This is a genomic window from Actinomadura meyerae (assembly GCF_900188445.1).
GTDB classification, from domain to species: Bacteria; Actinomycetota; Actinomycetes; order Streptosporangiales; family Streptosporangiaceae; genus Spirillospora; species Spirillospora meyerae.
This window is the reverse complement of sequence record NZ_FZOR01000001.1, coordinates 368,348-388,783: the sequence shown is the minus strand read 5'-3', so window position 1 is coordinate 388,783 and position 20,436 is coordinate 368,348. Positions and strand designations below refer to the sequence as shown.

Genomic DNA, 20,436 nt, shown 5'->3' with positions numbered 1-20,436 from the left:
GCCGGGCGGGCCCAGCGGCGGCACGCTCCGCTGGGCCCGCCCGGCGCGCCGTCACGCGGGCGGCATGCCGCCGTCCGCGGCCGCGCCGTCCATGACCGCGCCGTCCGGGCCCGCGTCGCCGCCGGGGCCGAGCGCCGCGCGGTCGCGGGCACCGCCGATCCGCGCGGCGTGCTCCTGGAGGGAGCGGACGCCGACCTGGCCGCCGGCGACGGCCTCGATGCCCTGCACGGCCGCCGCGAGGCCCTGCACGGTCGTCACGCACGGTACGCCCCTCAGCACGGCCGCGGTGCGGATCTCGTAGCCGTCGAGCCGCGGCCCGGACTGCCCGGGGCTGCCGAAGGGCGTGTTGACGATGAGGTCGACCTCGCCGTCCAGGACGCGCCGCACGATCGTGGGCTCGCCGGCCGGGCCGGGGCCGTCGCTGTGCTTGCGCACGATCTTGGCACGCACGCCGTTGCGGCGCAGGACCTCCGCGGTCCCTTCCGTGGCAAGAATCTCAAAGCCCAGGTCAGCGAGCCGCTTGACCGGGAACACCATGTGCCGTTTGTCGCGGTTCGCCACGGACACGAACGCGCGGCCCTTGGTCGGCAGTGAACCGTAGGCGGCCTGCTGCGACTTGGCGAACGCGGTGCCGAACACCTCGTCGATGCCCATGACCTCGCCGGTCGAGCGCATCTCCGGGCCGAGCACGATGTCGACGCCCTGCCCGCTCTCGTTGCGGAACCGGTCGAACGGGAGGACGGCCTCCTTCACCGCGATCGGCGCGTCCAGCGGCAGGGCCCCGCCGTCGCCGGTCTCCGGCAGCATGCCCTCGGCGCGCAGCTCGGCGATGGTGGCGCCCATCATGACGCGGGCCGCCGCCTTGGCGAGCGGCACGGCCGTCGCCTTGGAGACGAACGGGACGGTGCGGGACGCGCGGGGGTTGGCCTCCAGCACGTACAGGACGCCCGCGGACAGCGCGTACTGGACGTTCATGAGCCCGCGCACGCCGACGCCGCGCGCGAGCGCCTCCGTCGACTCGCGGATGCGGCGGACGTCCTCGTGGCCGAGCGTGATGGGCGGCAGCGCGCACGCCGAGTCGCCGGAGTGGATCCCGGCCTCCTCGATGTGCTCCATCACGCCGCCGAGGTAGAGCTCCTCGCCGTCGAACAGGGCGTCCACGTCGATCTCGATGGCCTCGTCCAGGAAGCGGTCGACCAGGACGGGGTGCTCGGGGCTCGCCTCGGTGGCGCGGGCCATGTACGACTCCAGCGTGGCGTCGTCGTACACGATCTCCATGCCGCGCCCGCCGAGCACGTAGGACGGCCGCACGAGGACCGGGTAGCCGATCTCGCCGGCGATCTCCCGCGCCTCCTCGTAGGAGGCGGCGGTGCCGTGCTTGGGCGCGAGCAGCCCTGCCCTGTGCAGGACCCGCCCGAACGCGCCGCGCTCTTCGGCGAGGTGGATGCTCTCGGGGGAGGTGCCCACGATCGGCACCCCGGCGTCCTTGAGCTTCTGGGCCAGCCCCAGGGGCGTCTGCCCGCCGAGCTGGACGATGACGCCCGCGACCTCGCCGGACTGCTGCTCGGCGTAGACGACCTCCAGGACGTCCTCCAGCGTGAGCGGCTCGAAGTAGAGCCGGTCGGAGGTGTCGTAGTCGGTGGAGACCGTCTCGGGGTTGCAGTTGACCATCACGGTCTCGTAGCCGGCCTCGGCCAGCGTGAAGGACGCGTGGACGCACGAGTAGTCGAACTCGACGCCCTGGCCGATGCGGTTGGGCCCGCTGCCCAGGATGAGGACCTTGGGCTTGGCGCCCGGCGGGACCTCGGTCTCCTCGTCGTAGGCCGAGTACAGGTAGGGCGTCCGCGCCTCGAACTCGGCGGCGCACGTGTCGACCGTCAGGTACACGGGGCGGATGCCGAGCGCGTGCCGCAGCTCGCGGACGACCTCCTCCGACAGCCCGCGCAGCTCGCCGATCTGCGCGTCGGAGAAGCCGTGCCGCTTGGCGCGCAGCAGCTTGTCGCGGGTGAGCGCGTCGTCGGCGGTGCGGATCTCCTCGGCGACCTCGTTGATGGCGGCGATCTGGTCCAGGAACCAGGGGTCGATGCCGGTCGCCTGGTACACGTCGGTGATGCTCGCCCCGGCCCAGAGCGCGCGCTGGACGTCCCGCAGGCGCCCGTCGTGCGGCCGCTTGGCCGATTCGAGCAGCTCGGCGGCGTCGGCCTCGCCGGCCCAGCTGAACGACGAGCCCTTCTGCTCCAGCGACCGCAGCGCCTTCTGCAGCGCCTCGGTGAAGCAGCGGCCGATGGCCATGGCCTCGCCCACGGACTTCATGTGTGTGGTGAGCGTGCCGTCGGCGCCGGGGAACTTCTCGAACGCGAACCGGGGCACCTTCACCACGACGTAGTCGAGCGTGGGCTCGAACGACGCGGGCGTCTCCCGGGTGATGTCGTTCGGGATCTCGTCGAGGGTGTACCCGATCGCCAGCTTCGCCGCGATCTTGGCGATGGGGAAGCCGGTGGCCTTGGACGCCAGCGCCGACGACCGCGACACCCGCGGGTTCATCTCGATGACGATCATCCGGCCGGTGCCGGGGTGCACGGCGAACTGGATGTTGCAGCCGCCGGTGTCGACACCGACCTCGCGGATCACCGCGATCGCGACGTCCCGCATGTTCTGGTACTCGCGGTCGGTGAGGGTGAGCGCGGGCGCGACGGTGATCGAGTCGCCGGTGTGCACGCCCATCGGGTCGAGGTTCTCGATGGAGCACACGATGACCACGTTGTCGGCGCGGTCGCGCATGACCTCGAGCTCGTACTCCTTCCAGCCGAGGATCGACTCCTCCAGGAGCACCTCGCCGGTCGGGGACGCGTCCAGCCCGGCGCCGGCGATGCGGCGCAGGTCGTCCTCGTCGTGGGCGAAGCCGGAGCCCCGGCCGCCCATCGTGAACGAGGGCCGGACGACGACGGGGTAGCCGAGCTCCCCGGCCGCCGCGAGGCAGTCGTCCATCGTGTGGCAGATGACCGACCGGGCGGACTCGGCGTTCAGGCCCTGCTCGCGCGCCACCTTGGCGACGACGTCCTTGAACCGCTCGCGGTTCTCGCCGGCCTGGATGGCGTCCACGTCGGCGCCGATCAGCTCGACCCCGTGCTTCTCCAGGACGCCGCTCTCGTACAGCGCGATCGCGGTGTTCAGGGCCGTCTGGCCGCCGAGGGTGGGCAGCAGCGCGTCCGGCCGCTCCTTCGCGATGATCTTCTCGACGACCTCGGGAGTGATCGGCTCGACGTAGGTCGCGTCGGCGAACTCCGGGTCGGTCATGATCGTGGCGGGGTTGCTGTTGACCAGCGTGACCCGCAGGCCCTCGGCCTTCAGCACCCGGCACGCCTGGGTGCCGGAGTAGTCGAACTCGCACGCCTGGCCGATGACGATCGGCCCGGAGCCGATGACCAGGACGGACTTCAGGTCTTCGCGGCGCGGCATTACTTCGACGCCTCCATCAGCTCGCAGAAACGGTCGAAGAGCCCGGACGCGTCGTGCGGGCCGGCCGCGGCCTCCGGGTGGTACTGGACGCTGAAGGCGGGGCGCTCCAGGAGCCGCAGCCCCTCGACGCACCCGTCGTTCAGGTTGACGTGGCTGACCTCGCCGGGGCCGTAGGGCGTGTCGAACGGCCCGTCGGCGGGCGCGTCGACGGCGAATCCGTGGTTGTGCGCCGACACGTCGACCTTGCCGGTCGCCCGGTCCTGGACGGGCTGGTTGATGCCCCGGTGGCCGAACCGCAGCTTGTAGGTACCGAGGCCGAGCGCGCGGCCGAAGATCTGGTTGCCGAAGCAGATGCCGAAGAACGGCTTGCCGGCGTCCAGGACGCCCTTCAGCGCGTCCACGGCGTAGTCGGCGGCGGCGGGGTCGCCGGGGCCGTTGGAGAAGAACACGCCGTCGGGATCCAGGGCGAGGATGTCCTCGGCGGTGCTGCTCGCGGGCAGGACGTGCACCTCGCAGCCCCGCTCCGACATCCGGTACGGCGTCATCGACTTGATGCCGAGGTCGACGGCCGCGACGGTGTAGCGCTTCTCGCCCTTCGCCGCGACGACGTAGGGCTCGGCGGTGGAGACGTCCCGCGCGAGGTCGGCGCCCTCCATCGCGGGGCTTTCCAGCACGCGCCGGACGAGTGCCTCCTCACCGGCCGCCAGGGCGTCCGGTGAGCTGAAGATGCCGGCGCGCATCGCGCCCTTGTCGCGCAGGTGCCGCGTCAGCGCGCGCGTGCCGGGAATGGCGATCCCCACCACGCCCTGCTCGCGCAGGGCGGAGCCGAGGGAGCCGGTGGCCCGCCAGTTGGACGCCACGCGGGCGGGCTCGCGCACCACGTAGCCGGCCACCTGGATGCGGCGGGACTCCGGGTCCTCGCCGTTGATGCCGGTGTTGCCGATGTGGGGCGAGGTCATGGCCACGATCTGGCGCGCGTAGGACGGGTCGGTGAGCGTCTCCTGGTAGCCGGTCATGCCGGTGTTGAAGACCATCTCGCCGAAGGTCTCCCCTTCGGCCCCGTACGCGACCCCGTGGAACACCCTGCCGTCTTCCAGAACGAGCAGAGCAGGGTTCATTGGAGCTTCCCTTCGAGGACGGTCGGCTCACCGCGCAGGAACGTCGCGACGACCCGGCCGGGCAGCTCCAGCCCCGCGAACGGGGTGTTGCGGCTCTTGGAGGTCATCGCCGACGGGTCCACGGCGCGGCGGGGCGACGGGTCGTACAGCGTGATGTTGGCGGGCGAACCTGCCTCCAGCGGACGACCCTGTCCGGAAAGGCGGCCGATGCGGGCGGGACGGAAGGACATGCGGTCGGCGACCCCGGCCCAGTCGAGCAGGCCGGTCTCGACCATCGCCTCCTGGACGACGGGCAGCGCGGTCTCCAGCCCGATCATCCCCATCGCAGCCACCGCCCACTCGGTCTCCTTGGCCTCGACCGGGTGCGGGGCGTGGTCGGTGGCGACGCAGTCGATCGTCCCGTCGGCGAGGGCGTGCCGCAGCGCGGTGACGTCGTCGGCGGTGCGCAGCGGCGGGTTGACCTTGAAGATCGGGTCGTAGGTCCCGGCCTTCGCGTCGTTCAGCAGCAGGTGGTGCGGGGTGACCTCGGCGGTCACCGGGCAGCCCTTGCTCTTCGCCCAGCGGAGGATCTCCACCGAGCCGGCCGTGGACACGTGGCAGACGTGCAGCCGCGACCCGACGTGCTGGGCGAGCAGCACGTCCCGGGCGATGATCGCCTCCTCGGCGACCGCGGGCCAGCCGCGCAGCCCGAGCGCGGCCGACATCTCGCCCTCGTTCATCTGCGCGCCCTCGGTGAGGCGCGGCTCCTGCGCGTGCTGGGCGACGACGCCGTCGAACGCCTTCACGTACTCCAGCGCGCGGCGCATGATGACCGCGTCCGACACGCAGTGCCCGTCGTCGGAGAAGACCCGCACGCGGGCGGCGGAGTCGGCCATCGCGCCGAGCTCGGCGAGCTGCTCGCCGGCGATGCCGCGGGTGACGGCGCCGACCGGCTGGACGTCGCAGTACCCGGCCTCGCGGCCGAGGCGCCACACCTGCTCGACGACGCCCGCGGTGTCGGCGACGGGGTCGGTGTTCGCCATGGCGTGGACGGCGGTGTACCCGCCCATCGCGGCGGCCTTCGTTCCGGACTCGACGGTCTCGGCGTCCTCGCGGCCGGGCTCGCGCAGGTGGGTGTGCAGGTCGACCAGGCCGGGCAGGGCCACGAGCCCGTCCGCGTCGACGACCTGCGCGCCCGCCTCGTCCAGGCCGCGGCCGACCGCCGCGACGGCGCCCTCGCGGACCAGGATGTCGGCGGCCTCGCCGCCGAGGACCCGGGCGCCCCTGATGATGTACGTCGTCACTTCGCGACCTCCTGGCCGATGGCGGGCTCGGAGCCCCCGAGCAGCAGATAGAGGACGGCCATGCGGGCGCTGACGCCGTTGGCGACCTGCTCGACGATGGTGGACCGGACCGAGTCGGCGACCTCGGCGGCGATCTCGACGCCGCGGTTCATCGGGCCGGGGTGCATGACGATGGCGTGCTCGGGGAGCTGCGCCATGCGGTCGCCGTCCAGCCCGTAGCGGCGGCTGTACTCGCGCACCGTCGGGAAGTAGGCGGCGTTCATGCGCTCCTGCTGGACGCGGAGCATCATGATGACGTCGCTCTTGGGGATGACGGCGTCGAGGTCGTACGACACCGAGCACGGCCAGGTGTCGATGGCGACGGGCAGCAGCGTCGGGGGCGCGACCACGGTGACGTCCGCGCCGAGGGTGTCGAGCAGCAGGACGTTGGAGCGCGCCACACGGCTGTGCAGGACGTCGCCCACGATGGTGACGCGGCGGCCGTCCAGCTCACCGAGGCGCTTGCGCATCGTGAACGCGTCCAGGAGCGCCTGGGTGGGGTGCTCGTGCGTGCCGTCGCCGGCGTTGACGACACTGCCCTGCACCCAGCCCGCCAGGCGGTGGGGGGCGCCCGACGCGCCGTGCCGGATGACGACGCCGTCGGCGCCCATCGCCTCCAGCGTGAGGGCCGTGTCCTTCAGGCTCTCGCCCTTGGACACGCTCGACCCCTTCGCCGAGAAGTTGATCACATCGGCGGACAGCCGCTTGGCCGCCGCCTCGAACGAGATCCGGGTGCGGGTGGAGTCCTCGAAGAACAGGTTGACGACGGTCCGGCCGCGCAGCGTCGGCAGCTTCTTGATGGACCGGCCGGCGATCCGGGCCAGCTCCTCGGCGGTGTCCAGGACGAGCAGCGCGTCGTCGCGGGTCAGGTCGGCCGCGGAGATCAGATGGCGGTTCACTCGGCTCCCCCCGTCGGGGCGGGCCGCGCCGCGGGGCCCAGCAGGACCGCGTCGCGCCCGTCGTTCTCGTCCAGCAGGACCTTCACGGTCTCCCGCATCGAGGTGGGCAGGTTCTTGCCGACGTAGTCGGCGCGGATGGGCAGCTCCCGGTGGCCGCGGTCGACCAGCACGGCCAGCTGGACCGCGCGGGGCCGGCCGAGGTCGTTCAGCGCGTCCAGCGCGGCGCGCACCGTCCGGCCGGAGAACAGCACGTCGTCGACCAGGACCACGACCTGGTCGTCGATGCCGCCGGGCGGGAGCTCGGTGCGGCCGAGGGCGCGGGCGGGCCGCATCCGCAGGTCGTCCCGGTACATGGTCACGTCGAGCGAGCCCCAGGGCACCGGGCGGCCCTCGACCTCGCGCAGCGCTCCGGCCAGCCGCTCGGCCAGCGTCACGCCGCGGGTCTGGATCCCGAGCAGCAGGACGCCATGGCCGCCCTTGGTCCGCTCCAGGATCTCGTGCGCGATGCGGGTCAGCGCGCGGCGGATGTCGGGACCCTCCAGAACGGCCTTGGGCCGGGGGTCACCGTCCGCCACGCGATGCTCCTGCCCGGGGGCAGCACTCACCGCAGGAACCTCCTTCCCCGCCTCACGGGACGGGCCTTAAAGGACGTCGTGTCGGCCCCACGGTAGCAGCCGGGACGGACCGCTCCGCACCCGGACCGTCCCACGTCTTCGCAGGTGAGAGGCGTCACATCGGAGCGGCGGCGGGACGTGCGGGCGGGGTGGGCGCGGCCCGCGCCGGCCGCGGGGGCGCGATCCGGACGGCCCGGATCGAGTCCTGCGGATTCGACCGCTTTTTTCCAATCAGCTTGACCTGGGGCCGTACCCGTTTTACCGTCACTGTCCGTAACCATCCCTGGAGACAGAGTCCTGAGGCCCCCTGGCTTCATGAACCTGTCTCCCCCCGGTGACACACGACCGGGGTACTACCGACGACGAAAGTGAGCCTGGGGGGCCGCAGAATGCCGTCTGAATACGCTAAGGCTCTCGGCGCGCGCCTGCGCGCCATCCGCACCCAGCAGGGCCTGTCCCTGCACGGTGTGGAGGAGAAGTCACGCGGCCGCTGGAAGGCCGTCGTCGTGGGGTCGTACGAGCGGGGCGACCGCGCCGTCACCGTTCAGAAGCTGGCCGAGCTCGCCGATTTCTACGGCGTGCCGGTATCCGAGTTGCTGCCCGGCGGAGCCGCGCCGAGCCCGCTCGGGCCTACACCCAAGCTCGTGATCGATCTAGAGCGGTTGCAGCAGCTTCCGAAAGACAAGGCCGGTCCTCTCGCCCGCTACGCCGCGACGATCCAGAGCCAGCGGGGCGACTACAACGGAAAGGTCCTGTCCATCCGCCAGGAAGACCTGCGTTCACTCGCGGTCATCTACGACAAGTCCCCGACCGAGCTGACCGAAGAGCTGATCGGCTGGGGCGTCCTCGACCCGGAGGCGCGCCGCGCCGTCGAGTCGTTCTGATCCACCGCTTCACCGCACCACCCGCTCCACCGTGACGGGGCCCGGCGCCACGCCGGGCCCCTTTCCGCGCCCGCGGCGCGGCACCAGCAGGGCCGCCGGCAGCACGGCGGCCATGGCGGCGGCGCTCAGCGCGAACCCGGCCGTGTAGCCGCTCTCGCCCGGCACCACCACGATGACGACCGCGCTGATCTGCGTCCCGAGGGACGCGCCGACCGTGCGGATGAGGGTGTTGATGCCGGTCGCGACGCCCGTCTCCCCCGCGGGGACGGCGGCGACGACGAGGTTCGCGACGGCGGCGTAGGCGAAGCCGAGGCCGATGCCGCGGGCCAGGCCGCCGACGTACAGCTGCCACATGGCGGCGTGCTGGAGGGCCACGAACGCGTAGCCGGCGCCGGTCATCAGCGCGCCGCCGAGCAGCACCATGCGCGAGCCGATCCGCCGGTCGAGGACGCCCGCCGCCATCCCGGCGGCGGTCATGCCGACGCTGGCGGGCAACTGCAGGAGGGCCGCCGCGGTGGCGGTCCCGCCGAACCCGTACCCGGTGCCCTCCGGGAGCTGGACGAGCAGCGGGAACAGCAGGCCGCCCGCCATGAGCGCGTAGCCGGACAGCAGCGACGCGGCGTTCGCCGTCCAGACACCGCGCACGCGCATCAGCCGCAGGTCGACCAGGGGGTCGGCGACGCGGCTCTCGACCCGCAGCCAGCCGGCCGCGGTCACCGCCGACAGCCCGAGCAGGCCGAGGACGCCCGGCGACGCCCAGCCCCAGTCCATGGCCTGGGTGAGCGCGGTGAGCGCCGCCACCAGCCACCCGGCGAACAGGACGGCGCCCCACCAGTCGACCCGGGCCGCCTCCCTGGGCTCGGGGCGCGGCACGATCCACCAGGCCAGGGCGATGCCGGGGACCAGGCCGATGACCGGCACCCACAGCAGCCACCGCCAGCCGAGGAAGTCGATGACCGGCCCCGCCAGGCACCAGGAGACGGCGCCGCCGAGCCCGAGCATGGACGACATGAGCCCGACCGCGGACGCCGTCCGCGCCGCCGGGACGACGTCCCGGATGATCGTGTACGCCAGCGGGTACACGCCGCCGCCGATGCCGCCGAGCACCCGCCCGGCCAGCATCACCGGCACCGAGGGCGCGAGCGCCGCGACGACCATGCCGAGGGTGGCGACGGTGAGCACGGCGAGCAGGACGCGCCGGGGCCCGTACAGGTCGCCGAGCCGCCCCACCACCGGGGTGGCGACCGCGGCGGACAGCGTCATCGCGGTGAGCGCCCACGCGGCGCCGGCCGGGCTGGTGTCCAGCCCCTCCTGGATCTGCGGGAGCGCGGGCGTCACGACGGCCATCGACAGCGAGTAGCCCATCACCCCGAGGAACGCCAGCAGCGGGACAAGCCCGCGCCCGCCCCGCACCGCCACCACGCCCTCCTGTGCTTCGCCGCCCTAACAATCTCATAGGCGGACAAACCACCCCACGCGCCACCCCCGGCCGGTTCCGGCGACGCGCCCGGGGTCAGGCGATCGCGCCGGCGTTCCTGAGGGCCGCTATGCGGGCCGGAGGGAGTGACAGGACGTCCCGCAGGACCTCCTCCGTGTGCTCGCCCAGCGTGGGCGCCGGCACCGGGGGCGGCGAGGCGCCGCCGAGCCGCAGCGGGGAGCCCGGCGCGAGGTGGGGGCCGACGCCCGGCTGGTCGAGCGTCGCCATGAGGGGCTCGTCGCGCAGGCCCCGCGCCACCTCGGCGAAGCCCCGGTACCGGGACCACAGGACGGAGGTGCCCTTCAGCGCCTCCGCGACCTGCGCGCAGGTCCGTGCCGCGAACCAGGGGGCGAGGACGCCGCCGAGCGCCTCGCGGTGGGTGAAGCGGTCGCCGGCGCGGCGGAAGTCGGCGCCGAAGGCGCGCTCGAGGGCGGCGCTCACCTCGCCGAGCCCGGTGGCGTCCACCAGGTCGCGCCAGTGGCGGCCGGTGAGGACCGCGACCATGACACGGCCGTCGGCGGTGGCGAAGTCGCGCCCGAAGTCGCCGAACAGGTCGTTGCCCAGACGCCGCCTGGGCTCGCCCAGTTGCGCCTCGGCGAGGTAGCCGAGGTTCCCCGCGGTGGCCAGGGCGACGTCCTGCAGCGCCACCTGGAGGCTCTGGCCCTCGCCCGTGCGCAGCCGGTGCCGCTCGGCCGCCAGGATGCCGACGGCCATGTAGAGGCCGCACGCGATGTCCCAGGCGGGCAGCACGTGGTTGACCGGAGCGTCCTGGCCGGACGGACCGGTGATCTCCGGGAAGCCCAGGGCGGCGTTCACCGTGTAGTCGACGGCGTTGCCGCCGTCCCGGGTGCCCTGGAGCCGGATGTGGATCAGGTCGGGCCGGGCGGCCTTCAGCTCGTCGTAGCCGAGCCCGGGGCGCGCGGGCGCGTTGGTCAGGACGACGCCGCACTCCGCGGCGAGCTGCGCGACGACCTCGCGCCCCTCCGGCGACCGCAGGTCGGCGGTGACGGACCGCTTGCCCTTGTTCAGCCCGGCCCAGTACAGGCTCCGCCCGGACGGCGCGAGCGGCCACCGGTCGATGTCGGGCCCGCCGCCCACCTGGTCGACCCGGACGACGTCCGCGCCGAGCTGGGCGAGGGTCATCCCGCCGAGCGGCGTCGCGACGAAGCTCGACAGCTCCACGACGCGCATCCCGTCCAGGGGCAAGGTTCCGCTCATGCAGCGTTGTCTATCAGGCCCTCGGATCCGCGCAGGGAGCGCCCTCCGCTCGGATAGCGCGCCGGGGATCGCGCCGGCGGGGCCGGCTCGGGGGGTTGCGGCCGCCGCCGGCGCGATCGTCCGGAGGTCGCCGGGGCCGGGGCCGCCCGCCGCGCGGTGAGGTCGGCGCGGCGGGCGCCCCGGGCCCCGGCGCGGCCGGTCCCGGATGGGGAGGGTGGGGACGGGCCGCCGGGATGGCTAGCTGGCCTCGGGGACGGGCAGGGTGGGCTGCCCGTCGATGCCGAGGGTGTCCTCGACGAGGGTGACGAAGACCTCGGCGTCGTGCACGAGCTCCTCGGCCTCGCGCGGGGTGACGGCGCGCGGCAGGCCCGCCTCGGCGGCGGCGCGCTTGTCGGCGCCGGCGGCGAAGAAGGCGGCCCACTCGCGCAGCGCGGGCTCGGCCTCGGGCAGCAGCACCCACACGCTGCGGGGACGCCCGCGGCGGTGGGTCTCCAGGGGCTCCTTGGACGCGAGCACCGCGGCCGCGGCGCGCAGCGCGGCCAGGTGCGCGCAGACGTAGCGCACGGCCGGCGAGGTGGCCTCGGCGGCCTCGGCGAGGCCCATGCGCGCCGCGTGCAGCTGGCCGGTGGCCGTGTGCGCCGGGCGCGGGGCGGGCAGCGGGCGGTGGCGTGGGCTCGGCGGCGGGACCGGCTGGGCGGCGGAGTGGACGCCGCGTGCGGTCATCGTTCCGGACATCGTGTGCCTCCTTCCGGGCTCGGGCCGGCCGGGCGGAGAGCTTCCCCTCACTCCGCCCGGCCGTCCGTCCCGCCGGAACACCGCGACCGGCGGGGACGTCGCCCTGGCGCGGGCCGCGAGTCCCGCACCAGCGTCGAACATAAGTTCGACGCATTCCCCAGTAAACAGCCCTGACGCCGATTCGTCAACGTGTTCGAATGCGTGTCGCGCGCCGCAGGTCGGCGGGGGCGAGGGGTGGCGCGGGCGGGCTAGCGGGGGCGCCTGACGTGCACCGGGACGCCCGTCCCGAGGAGGCCCGGGAAGTACTCGGCGATGTGCATCGGCATCCGGACGCAGCCGTGCGAGGCCGGGTACCTCGGCACGTCCAGCGCGCCGTGGAAGGCGATGCCGCCGTTGAAGTAGATCGGGTTGTAGAGCCGGCCGAGGGGCGAGGTCTCCCAGCCGCGGAAGCGGCGCCCGGTCCGGAAGTCGCCGGTGCCGGTGGTGGCGTAGCGGCAGCGCGGGACGGTGGCGCCGCGGTCCCTGGCGCAGTAGTACTCCCCCGACCCCGATGAGATGTGCGAGATCAGGCGCGGCTTGCCCGCCTTGTAGAGGACCAGGTACTGGCGCTTGAGGTCGACGTCGACGCGGTCCTTCTCGCGCTTCTTGGCCATCGGGCGCGGCTCCTTGGGAGCCTCCAGCGCCGCCCAGAAGGACTTGCCCAGCGTGCTCTTCTGCTTGAGCCGGTTGACCGCCTGGAACGCCCACACGGCCATCTGCGTGGACGGCCCGTACTTGCCGTCGACCTTGCCCGGGTCGTAGTGCAGCTCCTTCAGGCGCCGCTGGAGGTCTTCGACGTCGGCGCCCTTCGCACCCGGCTTCAGGGTGCGGTGCGCCGGAGCCGGCGTCGGGGTCCGGGTGGGCGCCGGCGGCGCCTTCGCGGAAGGTGAGCCCTCCTGGGCCCGCGGCGCCGCCCGCTCCGTCCCGTCGCAGCCCGCCAGGGCCACGGCGGCGATCAGCAGGGCGGAGGTCTTGCGCACGTCGACCGGTATCCCGCGCATGCAGGAAGCTTAAAGTGCTTCCCATGCATCCGAATGCCGAAATCGTCGCGAAGGCCCTGCTGGACCAGGGCGCGACCGGGGAGGTCGTCGAGCTGTCCGAGTCCGCGCGGACGGCGCAGGCCGCCGCCGACCAGCTGGGCTGCGAGGTCGGCGCGATCGCCAACAGCCTGGTGTTCGACGCCGACGGGGCGCCGCTGCTGGTGCTGACCAGCGGCGCCCACCGGGTGGACACCGCGAAGGTGGCGGCCCTCGTGGGCGCGGCCAAGGTGCGGCGCGCGACGCCGGAGTTCGTCCGGGAGGCGACCGGCCAGCCGATCGGCGGCGTGGCGCCGGTCGGCCATCCGGCCCCGCTCCGTACGCTCGTGGACGTCTGGCTGAACAGGTACGACCGGGTCTGGGCGGCCGGCGGTCACCCGCACACCGTCTTCCCCACGTCGTACGAGGAACTGCTGAGGATCACCGGGGGGACCCCCGCGGAGGTGGAGTGATGGAGATCTGGCACAACCCGCGGTGCTCGAAGAGCCGGGCCGCGAAGGCCGCGCTGGACGAGGCGGGCGTGGAGTACACCGAGCGGCGCTACCTGGACGAGCCGCCCACGGCCCAGGAGCTGGACGCGGTGCTGACGCGCATCGGCGCCGAGCCGTGGGAGGTGGCGCGGCTGAACGAGCCGGTCGCCAAGGAGCTCGGCCTCAAGGACATGGAGCGCGACCGGGCCCGCTGGATCGAGGTCATGGCGGCCAACCCGGTGCTCATCCAGCGGCCCATCGTGCTGACCGGCGACGCCGCCGTGGTGGCTCGGGACGAGGAGTCTGTGCGCAAAGCACTCGACAGCCAGTGACACCGGTGTGATTCTGGGGAGTCAGGCCACGTCGAAGGTGACCTCGGAGGTGCGATGACCGCGCAGATGCGCACGGGCCCGGCCGCGCGCGACCCCGAGTTCCGGGGAATCGACCCGCCCGCGCTCAACCAGGTCATCAAGCAGCTGCAGGACGCGCAGAACGCGATCCAGGGCTGGCTCAACGCGCACCGCCCCCCGCCGGGGGTGTCCACGGCCGGGCACCGGCAGGCCGACCAGGTGGCGCAGTGGGCCGCCGACCAGCTCGGGATGCTGTCGCGGCGCTACAACTACGCGGTCACCCATCCCTCCCCCGGCGGCGGGGTCGACGCTCCGCCGCCGCCCGCCCCCGCTCCCTCCCCGGCGCCGGGACGGCCGGGCGGAGGGCCGGCCCGGACGCCCGAGCCGGTGACGCCTCCCGCGCACAAGGCGCCCCCGAAGGCGGCACCGCCCGCGCTCCGGCCGACTCCGAGGGGCGCGGGCGACATCGGCAACTTCCCCGACCGCAAGTCCGCGGCCAGGGCGGCGAAGACGGACGCGCTCGCCGTCGTCGCGGCCGTCCAGGACGGGCGGCCCGTCCCCGACTCGGTGTGGAGGCATCTCAGGGCCAACGCCGACGATCCCGACTACACCGAGAAGCTGTACGAGCGGCTCGGCCCGGCGGCGACGGCCGATCTGCTGAAGGCGGCCGAAGGCGACAAGGCCCGGCTGAAGGCCGTCCAGGAGTCGGTGGGCGTGGCCAGCCACCACATGGTGATGGACGTCAAGTGGCTGCGCGCGTTCCTGGCCGAGGCCGATCGCGCCGGGGTCCGTCCCGTCGCGGTCCAGGTGCTCACCGGTGCGCCCATGAGCGAGCGGGCGCGCGCGGCGATCGCCAAGCTGGACCTGCACGATCCCGAAGCATCCACCGTCGCCTGAGACCTGAGAGGTCGCCATGGCCGCTCCGCCGCCTCCCGGGGGCATGCCCCTGCCGCTCACCGGTGCCGCCGCAGCCAAGCTGTCCCCGACAGAGCAGCCCAACCCGGAGTACCAGCGGCTCTATCAGGCGTACGCGGACGCCTACGGCAGCATCGACCGGCTCCGGCAGGCCCTCGACGCCCCGGTGAAGACCCTGCGGGGGACGGACGCGTGGCTGGGTCCCGAGGCGCGCGTGTGGGGCGGGCAGCTCGACGCCAACCGGAGCATGCTGAAGAAGGCCGCCGACCGCATCCTGTGGGACATCTACGATCGGCTTTCCGCGACCCAGCGCACCATCCCCCGGGTCTAGTCTCTTGCGAGTGAAGGACCCGAAGCTGCGCGAGATCGACCAACGCGCGTTCTTGCGCAGGCTCAACCCCATGCTGGACGTGTACGCGGCCGCGATGGAACCGCCGCACGAGCAGCTTCCGGGCCGGCACGGCATCATGGAGCGGCACGCTACGTATCCGGGCTTCCGCGCGTTCGTGGCGGAGCGGCGCGGGACGCTGCCCGTCCTGCCGGGTCCCGTCCAGGGGTTCGCCTACGGGTTCCATGGGGCGCGCGGTCAGTGGTGGCACGACGTCGTCCACCAGGCGCTGTCCGACCTTGAGGGGCCGGACCACGCCCAGGAGTGGCTGTCGGACGCGTTCGAGGTCGCCGAGCTGCACGTCCACCCGCAGGCCCAGGGCAAGGGCCTCGGCCGGGGCCTGCTGAACGCGCTGTGCGAGGGCAGGCCGGAGCGGACGGTCGTGCTGTCCACGCTCGACCGGCATCCCGACACGCCCGCCCGCCGCCTCTACCGCTCGGTCGGCATGGTGGACCTGCTGCGCGACTTCGAGTTCCCGGGCGGCGGCCCCCGCTACGCGGTCATGGGCGGGCGGCTGCCCCTCGCGCAGTACTCCTCGGCGCCGAGGAGCGAGTAGACCTCGCGCGTCGCCGTCGACTTGTTGAACGTGATGAAGTGGATGCCGGGGGCGTCCTGCTCCAGCAGCTCGCGGCACAGTTCGGCGGCGTGCTCGACGCCGAGCCGGCGGACCGCCTCCGGGTCGTGCGCGACGGCGTCGAAGCGGGCCTTGACCTCCGGCGGGAACGGCGCGCCGGACAGCTGCTCGGACCGCTCGATCGTGCTCAGCTGGGTGACCGGCATGATCCCCGGCAGGATCGGCACATCGCAGCCGGCGGCGGCGACCCGGTCGCGGAGCCGGAAGTAGTCCTCCGCGCGGAAGAACATCTGGGTGATCGCGTAGTCGGCCCCGGCCCGGCACTTCTCCACGAAGTACCGGACGTCGCTGGCGACGTCGGGCGAGCGCGGGTGCTTGTAGGGGAAGGCGGCGACGCCGACGCAGAAGTCGCCGTAGGAGCGGATCATCCGGACCAGGTCGGCGGCGTACTCGACGCCGTCGGGGTGCTTGACCCACTCCCCCATCGGGTCGCCGGGCGGGTCGCCGCGCAGCGCGAGGACGTTGCGGACCCCGGCCGCGGCGAACCGGCCGATGAGGTTGCGCAGCTCGGCCTGCGAGTGGTCGACGGCGGTGAAGTGCGCGACCGGGGTGAGCGTGGTGTCGGTCGCGATCCGCTCGACGATGTCGACGGTGGTGTCGCGGGTGCCGCCGCCCGCGCCGTAGGTCACGGACACGAACGTGGGGTGGAGGGACTCCAGCTCGCGGATCGTACGCCACAGGTTCCGCGCGCCCTTGTCGGTCTTGGGCGGGAAGAACTCGAAGGAGAAGGACCGGCCTCCCGCGGCCAGAAGCTCGCGGACGGTCGGGGGGCGGTCGGGGCGTACGCGTCGCATTCCCCAAGCCTACAGAAGCCCTCTGGAGGCGCCCTCAAGGCGGCTCCGGGGCGGCTCCGGGACGGCTCCGGCACGGCCCGGGGCGGCTCCGGAGCGGCCGCGAAACCGCCGATACGCGTGATCCTCGCCACACCCCGCTTGCGTTATGTCCCTATTTCCGAAGATCCAGTGACATCTCACGTTCTGGCGGCAGGGTTGAATCGCCCCAGGTGGATACGATCTCGGCATGTCGACCAGCCGTATCCGCAAGGAGGTCGACGAAGCCCTCCTCGGCTTCGTCGACCGGCAGCGTCCGGCGCTGCTGACCATCAGCGACGACCTCGGGCCGCTGCTGTCCGCCCTCGACGCCCTGCTGGGCGGCGGGAAGCGGCTGCGCCCCGCGTTCTGCTACTGGGGCTGGCGGGCCGCCGGCGGCGAGGACTCGCCCGGGATCGTGGCCGCCGCCGCGTCCCTGGAGCTGCTCCAGGCGAGCGCGCTGGTCCACGACGACGTGATGGACTCCAGCGACACCCGGCGCGGTCAGCCGTCCGCGCACCGCCGGTTCGAGGCGCTGCACCGCGCGCAGGGCTGGCCGGGGGATGCGGAGGCGTTCGGCGGCGGCGCCGCCATCCTGCTCGGCGACCTGTGCCTGGCCTGGTCGAGCGAGATGTTCGAGACGTGCGGGCTGGACGCCGGCCCGCGGCGGCGCGGCCGGGCCGTGTACGACCTGATGCGCACCGAGGTCATGTGCGGGCAGTACCTCGACATGCTGGAGGGCACCCGCGGCCGGGCCACCGTCGAGACCGCGCTGCGGGTGGTGGAGTACAAGAGCGCCAAGTACACGATCGAGCGCCCCCTGCACCTCGGCGCCGTCCTGGCCGGCGCCCGCCCGGACGTGACCGCCGCGCTCACCGGCTACGGCCTGCCGCTCGGCATCGCCTTCCAGCTGCGCGACGACGTGCTCGGCGTGTTCGGCGACCCCGCCGAGACGGGCAAGCCCGCCGGGGACGACCTGCGCGAGGGCAAGCGCACCGTGCTGATCGCCCTGACGCTGGAACGCGCCACCGCCGCGCAGGCCGCCGCGGTGCGGCGGCGCCTCGGCGACCCGGCGCTGGACCGCCCCGGGGTGGACGAGCTGCGCACGATCATCGAGGAGACCGGCGGGCTCGCCGCCTGCGAGGCGATGATCGAGCGCTACCTGCGGGAGGCCGAGGACAGCCTGCGGGCCGCCCCCGTCACCGCGGAGGCCCGGGAGGCGCTCGGCGAGCTGGCCGTGGCCGCCACCACCCGCAGCACGTAAGTCACTAATGACACAATCCGGCCAAGTTTTCCCGGTGGGCTAGAACTATCCCACTGATCGGTGGCAGAAATGTCGCCATGTGCGCCGACACTTCGGGGAACCGCGTCCCGCGCTTCGACCCGCTTCCCGAGGACGCGTGGGACGACGTCCTCAAGGCCGTGGCAGCGACGACCGGTCCGCTGAACATCTTCACCACGCTCGCCCGCCACCCGGACCTCTTCCACGCGTGGATCGGCCTCGGGTCGATGCTGCTGACGAAGGGGACGCTCCCCGCCCGCGACCGCGAGCTGGCGATCATGCGGACGGCGCACCACCGGTCCTGCGCCTACGAGTGGGACCACCACCGGGGCCTCGCCCGCGGCGCGGGCCTCACCGACGCCGACATCGCGGCGCTCGGGCTGGACCTCGACGCCCACGCCTGGAGCGACGACGACCGGATGGTCCTCACCGCGGCCGACGAGCTGCACGCGTCCGGCACCGTCTCCGACGCGACCTGGACGGAGCTCGCCACCCGGTTCGGGGAGCGCGAGCTGATCGAGCTCGTCATGCTGATCGGCCACTACCACATGGTCGCCTTCACCCTCAACGCGCTGCGCGTCCAGAACGAAGGACCGCTCCAGAACGGGGAGGGGCACTGATGCGTACCGGACGGTGGCTCCCGGCGGCGGGCGCGCTCGTCGCGGCGATGGCCCTGCTCGCGGCGCCCGTGCCGGACGGCGCGCGCGCAGCGGAGGGGCGCTGCGGCGACCCGGCGCAGCGGCCGTGGTGCAACACGGGGCTGACCCCGGAGCAGCGGACGGCCCTGCTGCTGCCGGAGCTGACCGCGGACGAGAAGATCGCGCTGCTGGCCTCGGACGACCCGTTCGGCGGCCCGCTCGGCGGGTTCTTCGAGGACGCGCACGCCGACACCAACCGCGGGATCGAGCGGCTCGGCATCCCGCCCGTCTACATGGCGGACGGGCCGGCGGGCGTCCGGCAGGGCAAGGCGACCGCGCTGCCCGCGCCGATCGCGCTGGCGGCGGGCTTCGACCGCGACGCGGCGGCGCTGTACGGCGGGACGGTCGCCTGGGAGGCCCGGCACCGCGGCAACGACCTGATCTTCGGCCCGACCGTGGACGTGCTGCGCACCCCCCGCAACGGCCGGACGTTCGAGGGCTTCGGCGAGGACCCCTACCTGTCCGCGACGCTCGGCGTGCCGTGGGTCAAGGGCGCGCAGGAGCAGGGCGTGATGACGTCGGTCAAGCACCTTGCGGTCTACACGCAGGAGACCGACCGGCTGGCGCTCGGCATGAAGGTGGACCCGCGCACGCTGCGGGAGATCTACCTGCCGCCGTTCGAGGCCGCCGTGAAGGACGGCGGCGCCGCGACCGTCATGTGCGGTTTCGGGCAGCTGAACGGCCGCTGGGCGTGCCAGGACGACGCCGTCCTCAACAAGATCCTGCGCTCGGAGTGGGGCTTCAAGGGGTTCGTGCCGTCCGACCACACCGCGGCGCAGGACACCGCCGGGGCCGCCAACGGCGGGCTGGACATGGAACTGCCGCTCGGCATGAAGTACAACGCGTTCCTGCTGAAACTGGCCGTCGCGCAGAAGAAGGTCACGCAGGCCGCCATCGACGGGCACGTCGGCAACATCCTGCGGACGATGTTCGCGTTCGGGGTGTTCGACCGGCCCGCCTACCCCAACGACCTGTCCCGCATCGACCGGACGGCGAGCGAGACCGCCGCGCGCCGGATCGAGGAGGGCGGCATCACCCTGCTGAAGAACGACGGCGCCCTGCCGCTCGCGGCGCCGAAGCGGATCGCGCTGATCGGCCGCGCCGCGCGGGAGGCCCCGGGCGGGTTCGGCTCGGCGAAGGTCGTGCCGTTCACGACCGTCAGCGCGCAGGACGGCATCGCGCGGCGCGCCGGGGCCGGGACCGCGATCACCCACCACGACGGCGGCGACCGCGCGGCCGCCGCGAACGCGGCGCGGGCCGCCGACATCGCGATCGTCTTCGCCACCGACAGCCAGGGCGAGTTCTTCGACAAGTCGTGCCTGACGCTGGAGTGCGGCGAGCCGCTCCGCGGCGACCAGGACGGACTGATCACCGAGATCGCCAGGGCCAACCCCAACACGATCGTCGTGCTGAACACGGGCGGCCCCGTGCTGACGCCCTGGGCGGACCAGGTGAAGGGCATAGTCGAGGCGTGGTACCCGGGGCAGGAGGCGGGGAACGCCCTGGCGCGCGTCCTGTACGGGGACGTCGACCCCGGCGGCCGTCTGCCGGTGACGTTCCCCGTGGCGGAGAACGACGCGCCGGCGTCCGGAAACCCCGCGCAGTACCCCGGCGTGAACAAGACCGTCACGTTCTCCGAGGGCGTCATGGTCGGCTACCGGCACTACGACGCGAAGGGCATCAAGCCCCGGTTCCCGTTCGGGTACGGCCTGTCCTACACGACGTTCGCCTACAGCGGGCTCAAGGCGAGCACCAAGGCGGTGCAGGTGACCGTCACCAACACCGGTGACCGCACGGGCGTCGCCGTCCCGCAGCTCTACATCGGCATGCCCGCGGCGGGGGTGGACGTCCCGCAGCCGCCCAAGCAGCTCAAGGGCTACACCAAGGTCACGCTCGCGCCGGGGCAGAGCACCACGGTGACGTTCCCGCTGTCCGCGAGGTCGTTCTCCTACTGGAACGAGGAGGCGAAGGCGTGGAAGGTCGCGGACGGCTGCTACAAGGTCATGGTCGGCGCCTCGTCCCGGCAGATCGCCCAGACGGGGACATTGGGGGCATGCGGGTAGCGGCGAAGATCTCGGTTCACCTGCC

19 protein-coding genes are annotated in these 20,436 nt (G+C 73.3%); 9 read left to right on the top strand and 10 right to left on the bottom strand.

Going from position 1 to position 20,436, the window contains the following annotated elements; all coding sequences use genetic code 11:
- Positions 1-51: 51 nt before the first annotated feature.
- From carB to pyrR, 5 genes are read right to left on the bottom strand one after another with little or no spacing between them, the layout of a single operon-like run.
- Positions 52-3,459 carry a carbamoyl-phosphate synthase large subunit gene (carB, locus tag CHF16_RS01785; RefSeq protein ID WP_245868142.1) on the bottom strand — a complete coding sequence of 1,136 codons (3,408 nt, stop codon included), beginning with the start codon at positions 3,457-3,459 and terminating at the stop codon, positions 52-54.
- Positions 3,459-4,577 carry a glutamine-hydrolyzing carbamoyl-phosphate synthase small subunit gene (carA, locus tag CHF16_RS01780; protein ID WP_089324082.1) on the bottom strand — a complete coding sequence of 373 codons (1,119 nt, stop codon included), beginning with the start codon at positions 4,575-4,577 and terminating at the stop codon, positions 3,459-3,461. Before carA ends, carB begins: the two co-directional genes overlap by 1 nt.
- Complete coding sequence (locus tag CHF16_RS01775; RefSeq protein ID WP_089324081.1) at positions 4,574-5,860, bottom strand: dihydroorotase; 1,287 nt, start codon at positions 5,858-5,860, stop codon at positions 4,574-4,576. The genes carA and CHF16_RS01775 overlap by 4 nt, the downstream gene beginning before the upstream one ends.
- Positions 5,857-6,798 (bottom strand): aspartate carbamoyltransferase catalytic subunit, encoded by a 942-nt coding sequence (locus CHF16_RS01770; protein WP_089324080.1) that lies wholly within the window; start codon positions 6,796-6,798, stop codon positions 5,857-5,859. The genes CHF16_RS01775 and CHF16_RS01770 overlap by 4 nt, the downstream gene beginning before the upstream one ends.
- A complete protein-coding gene (gene pyrR / locus CHF16_RS01765) occupies positions 6,795-7,373 on the bottom strand; it encodes a bifunctional pyr operon transcriptional regulator/uracil phosphoribosyltransferase PyrR (protein WP_089324079.1) in 579 nt (192 codons plus the stop codon). Before pyrR ends, CHF16_RS01770 begins: the two co-directional genes overlap by 4 nt.
- Before the next feature lie 428 nt (positions 7,374-7,801).
- Between pyrR and bldD the strand changes: the two genes are divergently transcribed.
- A complete protein-coding gene (gene bldD / locus CHF16_RS01760; protein ID WP_021597992.1) occupies positions 7,802-8,296 on the top strand; it encodes a transcriptional regulator BldD in 495 nt (164 codons plus the stop codon).
- Between the two features lie 9 nt (positions 8,297-8,305).
- Here bldD and CHF16_RS01755 read toward each other — a convergent pair whose 3' ends face one another.
- The 4 genes from CHF16_RS01755 to CHF16_RS01740 form a co-directional block, all read right to left on the bottom strand.
- Positions 8,306-9,715 carry an MFS transporter gene (locus CHF16_RS01755; protein ID WP_089324078.1) on the bottom strand — a complete coding sequence of 470 codons (1,410 nt, stop codon included), beginning with the start codon at positions 9,713-9,715 and terminating at the stop codon, positions 8,306-8,308.
- Positions 9,716-9,809: 94 nt separating this feature from the next.
- Positions 9,810-10,991 (bottom strand): CoA transferase, encoded by a 1,182-nt coding sequence (locus CHF16_RS01750; protein WP_089324077.1) that lies wholly within the window; start codon positions 10,989-10,991, stop codon positions 9,810-9,812.
- A gap of 237 nt (positions 10,992-11,228) precedes the next feature.
- Entirely contained in the window at positions 11,229-11,726 is a 498-nt protein-coding gene (locus CHF16_RS01745; RefSeq protein ID WP_089324076.1) for an SAV_6107 family HEPN domain-containing protein, read from the bottom strand.
- 248 nt (positions 11,727-11,974) lie between these two features.
- Positions 11,975-12,766, bottom strand: coding sequence for a L,D-transpeptidase family protein (locus CHF16_RS01740; protein ID WP_089324075.1), 792 nt, complete (start codon positions 12,764-12,766; stop codon positions 11,975-11,977).
- 23 nt (positions 12,767-12,789) lie between these two features.
- Between CHF16_RS01740 and CHF16_RS01735 the strand changes: the two genes are divergently transcribed.
- Genes CHF16_RS01735 through CHF16_RS01715 form a run of 5 tightly spaced genes read left to right on the top strand, consistent with a single transcriptional unit; the run spans position 12,790 to position 15,481 of the window.
- On the top strand, positions 12,790-13,254 hold the full coding sequence (locus CHF16_RS01735; protein ID WP_089324074.1) for a YbaK/EbsC family protein: 465 nt from the start codon (positions 12,790-12,792) through the stop codon (positions 13,252-13,254).
- Positions 13,254-13,604 carry an arsenate reductase family protein gene (locus tag CHF16_RS01730; RefSeq protein WP_089324073.1) on the top strand — a complete coding sequence of 117 codons (351 nt, stop codon included), beginning with the start codon at positions 13,254-13,256 and terminating at the stop codon, positions 13,602-13,604. The genes CHF16_RS01735 and CHF16_RS01730 overlap by 1 nt, the downstream gene beginning before the upstream one ends.
- 54 nt (positions 13,605-13,658) lie before the next feature.
- Complete coding sequence (locus CHF16_RS01725; protein ID WP_089324072.1) at positions 13,659-14,519, top strand: hypothetical protein; 861 nt, start codon at positions 13,659-13,661, stop codon at positions 14,517-14,519.
- Positions 14,520-14,562: 43 nt separating this feature from the next.
- Positions 14,563-14,868, top strand: coding sequence for a hypothetical protein (locus tag CHF16_RS01720; protein WP_245868140.1), 306 nt, complete (start codon positions 14,563-14,565; stop codon positions 14,866-14,868).
- Between the two features lie 10 nt (positions 14,869-14,878).
- Positions 14,879-15,481: a GNAT family N-acetyltransferase gene (locus CHF16_RS01715; protein WP_089324070.1), complete on the top strand. Its 603-nt coding sequence runs from the start codon at positions 14,879-14,881 to the stop codon at positions 15,479-15,481.
- Here the strand turns inward: CHF16_RS01715 and metF are convergent.
- Complete coding sequence (metF, locus tag CHF16_RS01710) at positions 15,418-16,353, bottom strand: methylenetetrahydrofolate reductase [NAD(P)H] (protein ID WP_089324069.1); 936 nt, start codon at positions 16,351-16,353, stop codon at positions 15,418-15,420. The two genes, CHF16_RS01715 and metF, sit on opposite strands and share 64 nt — an antisense overlap.
- A gap of 226 nt (positions 16,354-16,579) precedes the next feature.
- Between metF and CHF16_RS01705 the strand changes: the two genes are divergently transcribed.
- The 3 genes from CHF16_RS01705 to CHF16_RS01695 all read left to right on the top strand — a co-directional run bounded on the left by CHF16_RS01705 (position 16,580) and on the right by CHF16_RS01695 (position 20,411).
- A complete protein-coding gene (locus CHF16_RS01705; RefSeq protein ID WP_089324068.1) occupies positions 16,580-17,632 on the top strand; it encodes a polyprenyl synthetase family protein in 1,053 nt (350 codons plus the stop codon).
- Between the two features lie 77 nt (positions 17,633-17,709).
- Complete coding sequence (locus CHF16_RS01700) at positions 17,710-18,270, top strand: carboxymuconolactone decarboxylase family protein (RefSeq protein WP_089324067.1); 561 nt, start codon at positions 17,710-17,712, stop codon at positions 18,268-18,270.
- Positions 18,270-20,411: a glycoside hydrolase family 3 C-terminal domain-containing protein gene (locus CHF16_RS01695; RefSeq protein ID WP_089324066.1), complete on the top strand. Its 2,142-nt coding sequence runs from the start codon at positions 18,270-18,272 to the stop codon at positions 20,409-20,411. Before CHF16_RS01700 ends, CHF16_RS01695 begins: the two co-directional genes overlap by 1 nt.
- Positions 20,412-20,436: the final 25 nt, after the last annotated feature.

Bases quoted from the DNA above. Each gene is read 5' to 3' on its own strand.
- bldD (WP_021597992.1), top strand. From the start codon at position 7,802: ATGCCGTCTGAATACGCTAAGGCTCTCGGCGCGCGCCTGCGCGCCATC.
- CHF16_RS01730 (WP_089324073.1), top strand. From the start codon at position 13,254: ATGGAGATCTGGCACAACCCGCGGTGCTCGAAGAGCCGGGCCGCGAAG.
- CHF16_RS01740 (WP_089324075.1), bottom strand. From the start codon at position 12,766: ATGCGCGGGATACCGGTCGACGTGCGCAAGACCTCCGCCCTGCTGATC.
- CHF16_RS01725 (WP_089324072.1), top strand. From the start codon at position 13,659: ATGACCGCGCAGATGCGCACGGGCCCGGCCGCGCGCGACCCCGAGTTC.
- CHF16_RS01745 (WP_089324076.1), bottom strand. From the start codon at position 11,726: ATGTCCGGAACGATGACCGCACGCGGCGTCCACTCCGCCGCCCAGCCG.
- carA (WP_089324082.1), bottom strand. From the start codon at position 4,577: ATGAACCCTGCTCTGCTCGTTCTGGAAGACGGCAGGGTGTTCCACGGG.
- carB (WP_245868142.1), bottom strand. From the start codon at position 3,459: ATGCCGCGCCGCGAAGACCTGAAGTCCGTCCTGGTCATCGGCTCCGGG.
- metF (WP_089324069.1), bottom strand. From the start codon at position 16,353: ATGCGACGCGTACGCCCCGACCGCCCCCCGACCGTCCGCGAGCTTCTG.
- CHF16_RS01705 (WP_089324068.1), top strand. From the start codon at position 16,580: ATGTCGACCAGCCGTATCCGCAAGGAGGTCGACGAAGCCCTCCTCGGC.
- CHF16_RS01750 (WP_089324077.1), bottom strand. From the start codon at position 10,991: ATGAGCGGAACCTTGCCCCTGGACGGGATGCGCGTCGTGGAGCTGTCG.
- CHF16_RS01720 (WP_245868140.1), top strand. From the start codon at position 14,563: ATGCCCCTGCCGCTCACCGGTGCCGCCGCAGCCAAGCTGTCCCCGACA.
- CHF16_RS01735 (WP_089324074.1), top strand. From the start codon at position 12,790: ATGCATCCGAATGCCGAAATCGTCGCGAAGGCCCTGCTGGACCAGGGC.
- CHF16_RS01695 (WP_089324066.1), top strand. From the start codon at position 18,270: ATGCGTACCGGACGGTGGCTCCCGGCGGCGGGCGCGCTCGTCGCGGCG.
- CHF16_RS01700 (WP_089324067.1), top strand. From the start codon at position 17,710: ATGTGCGCCGACACTTCGGGGAACCGCGTCCCGCGCTTCGACCCGCTT.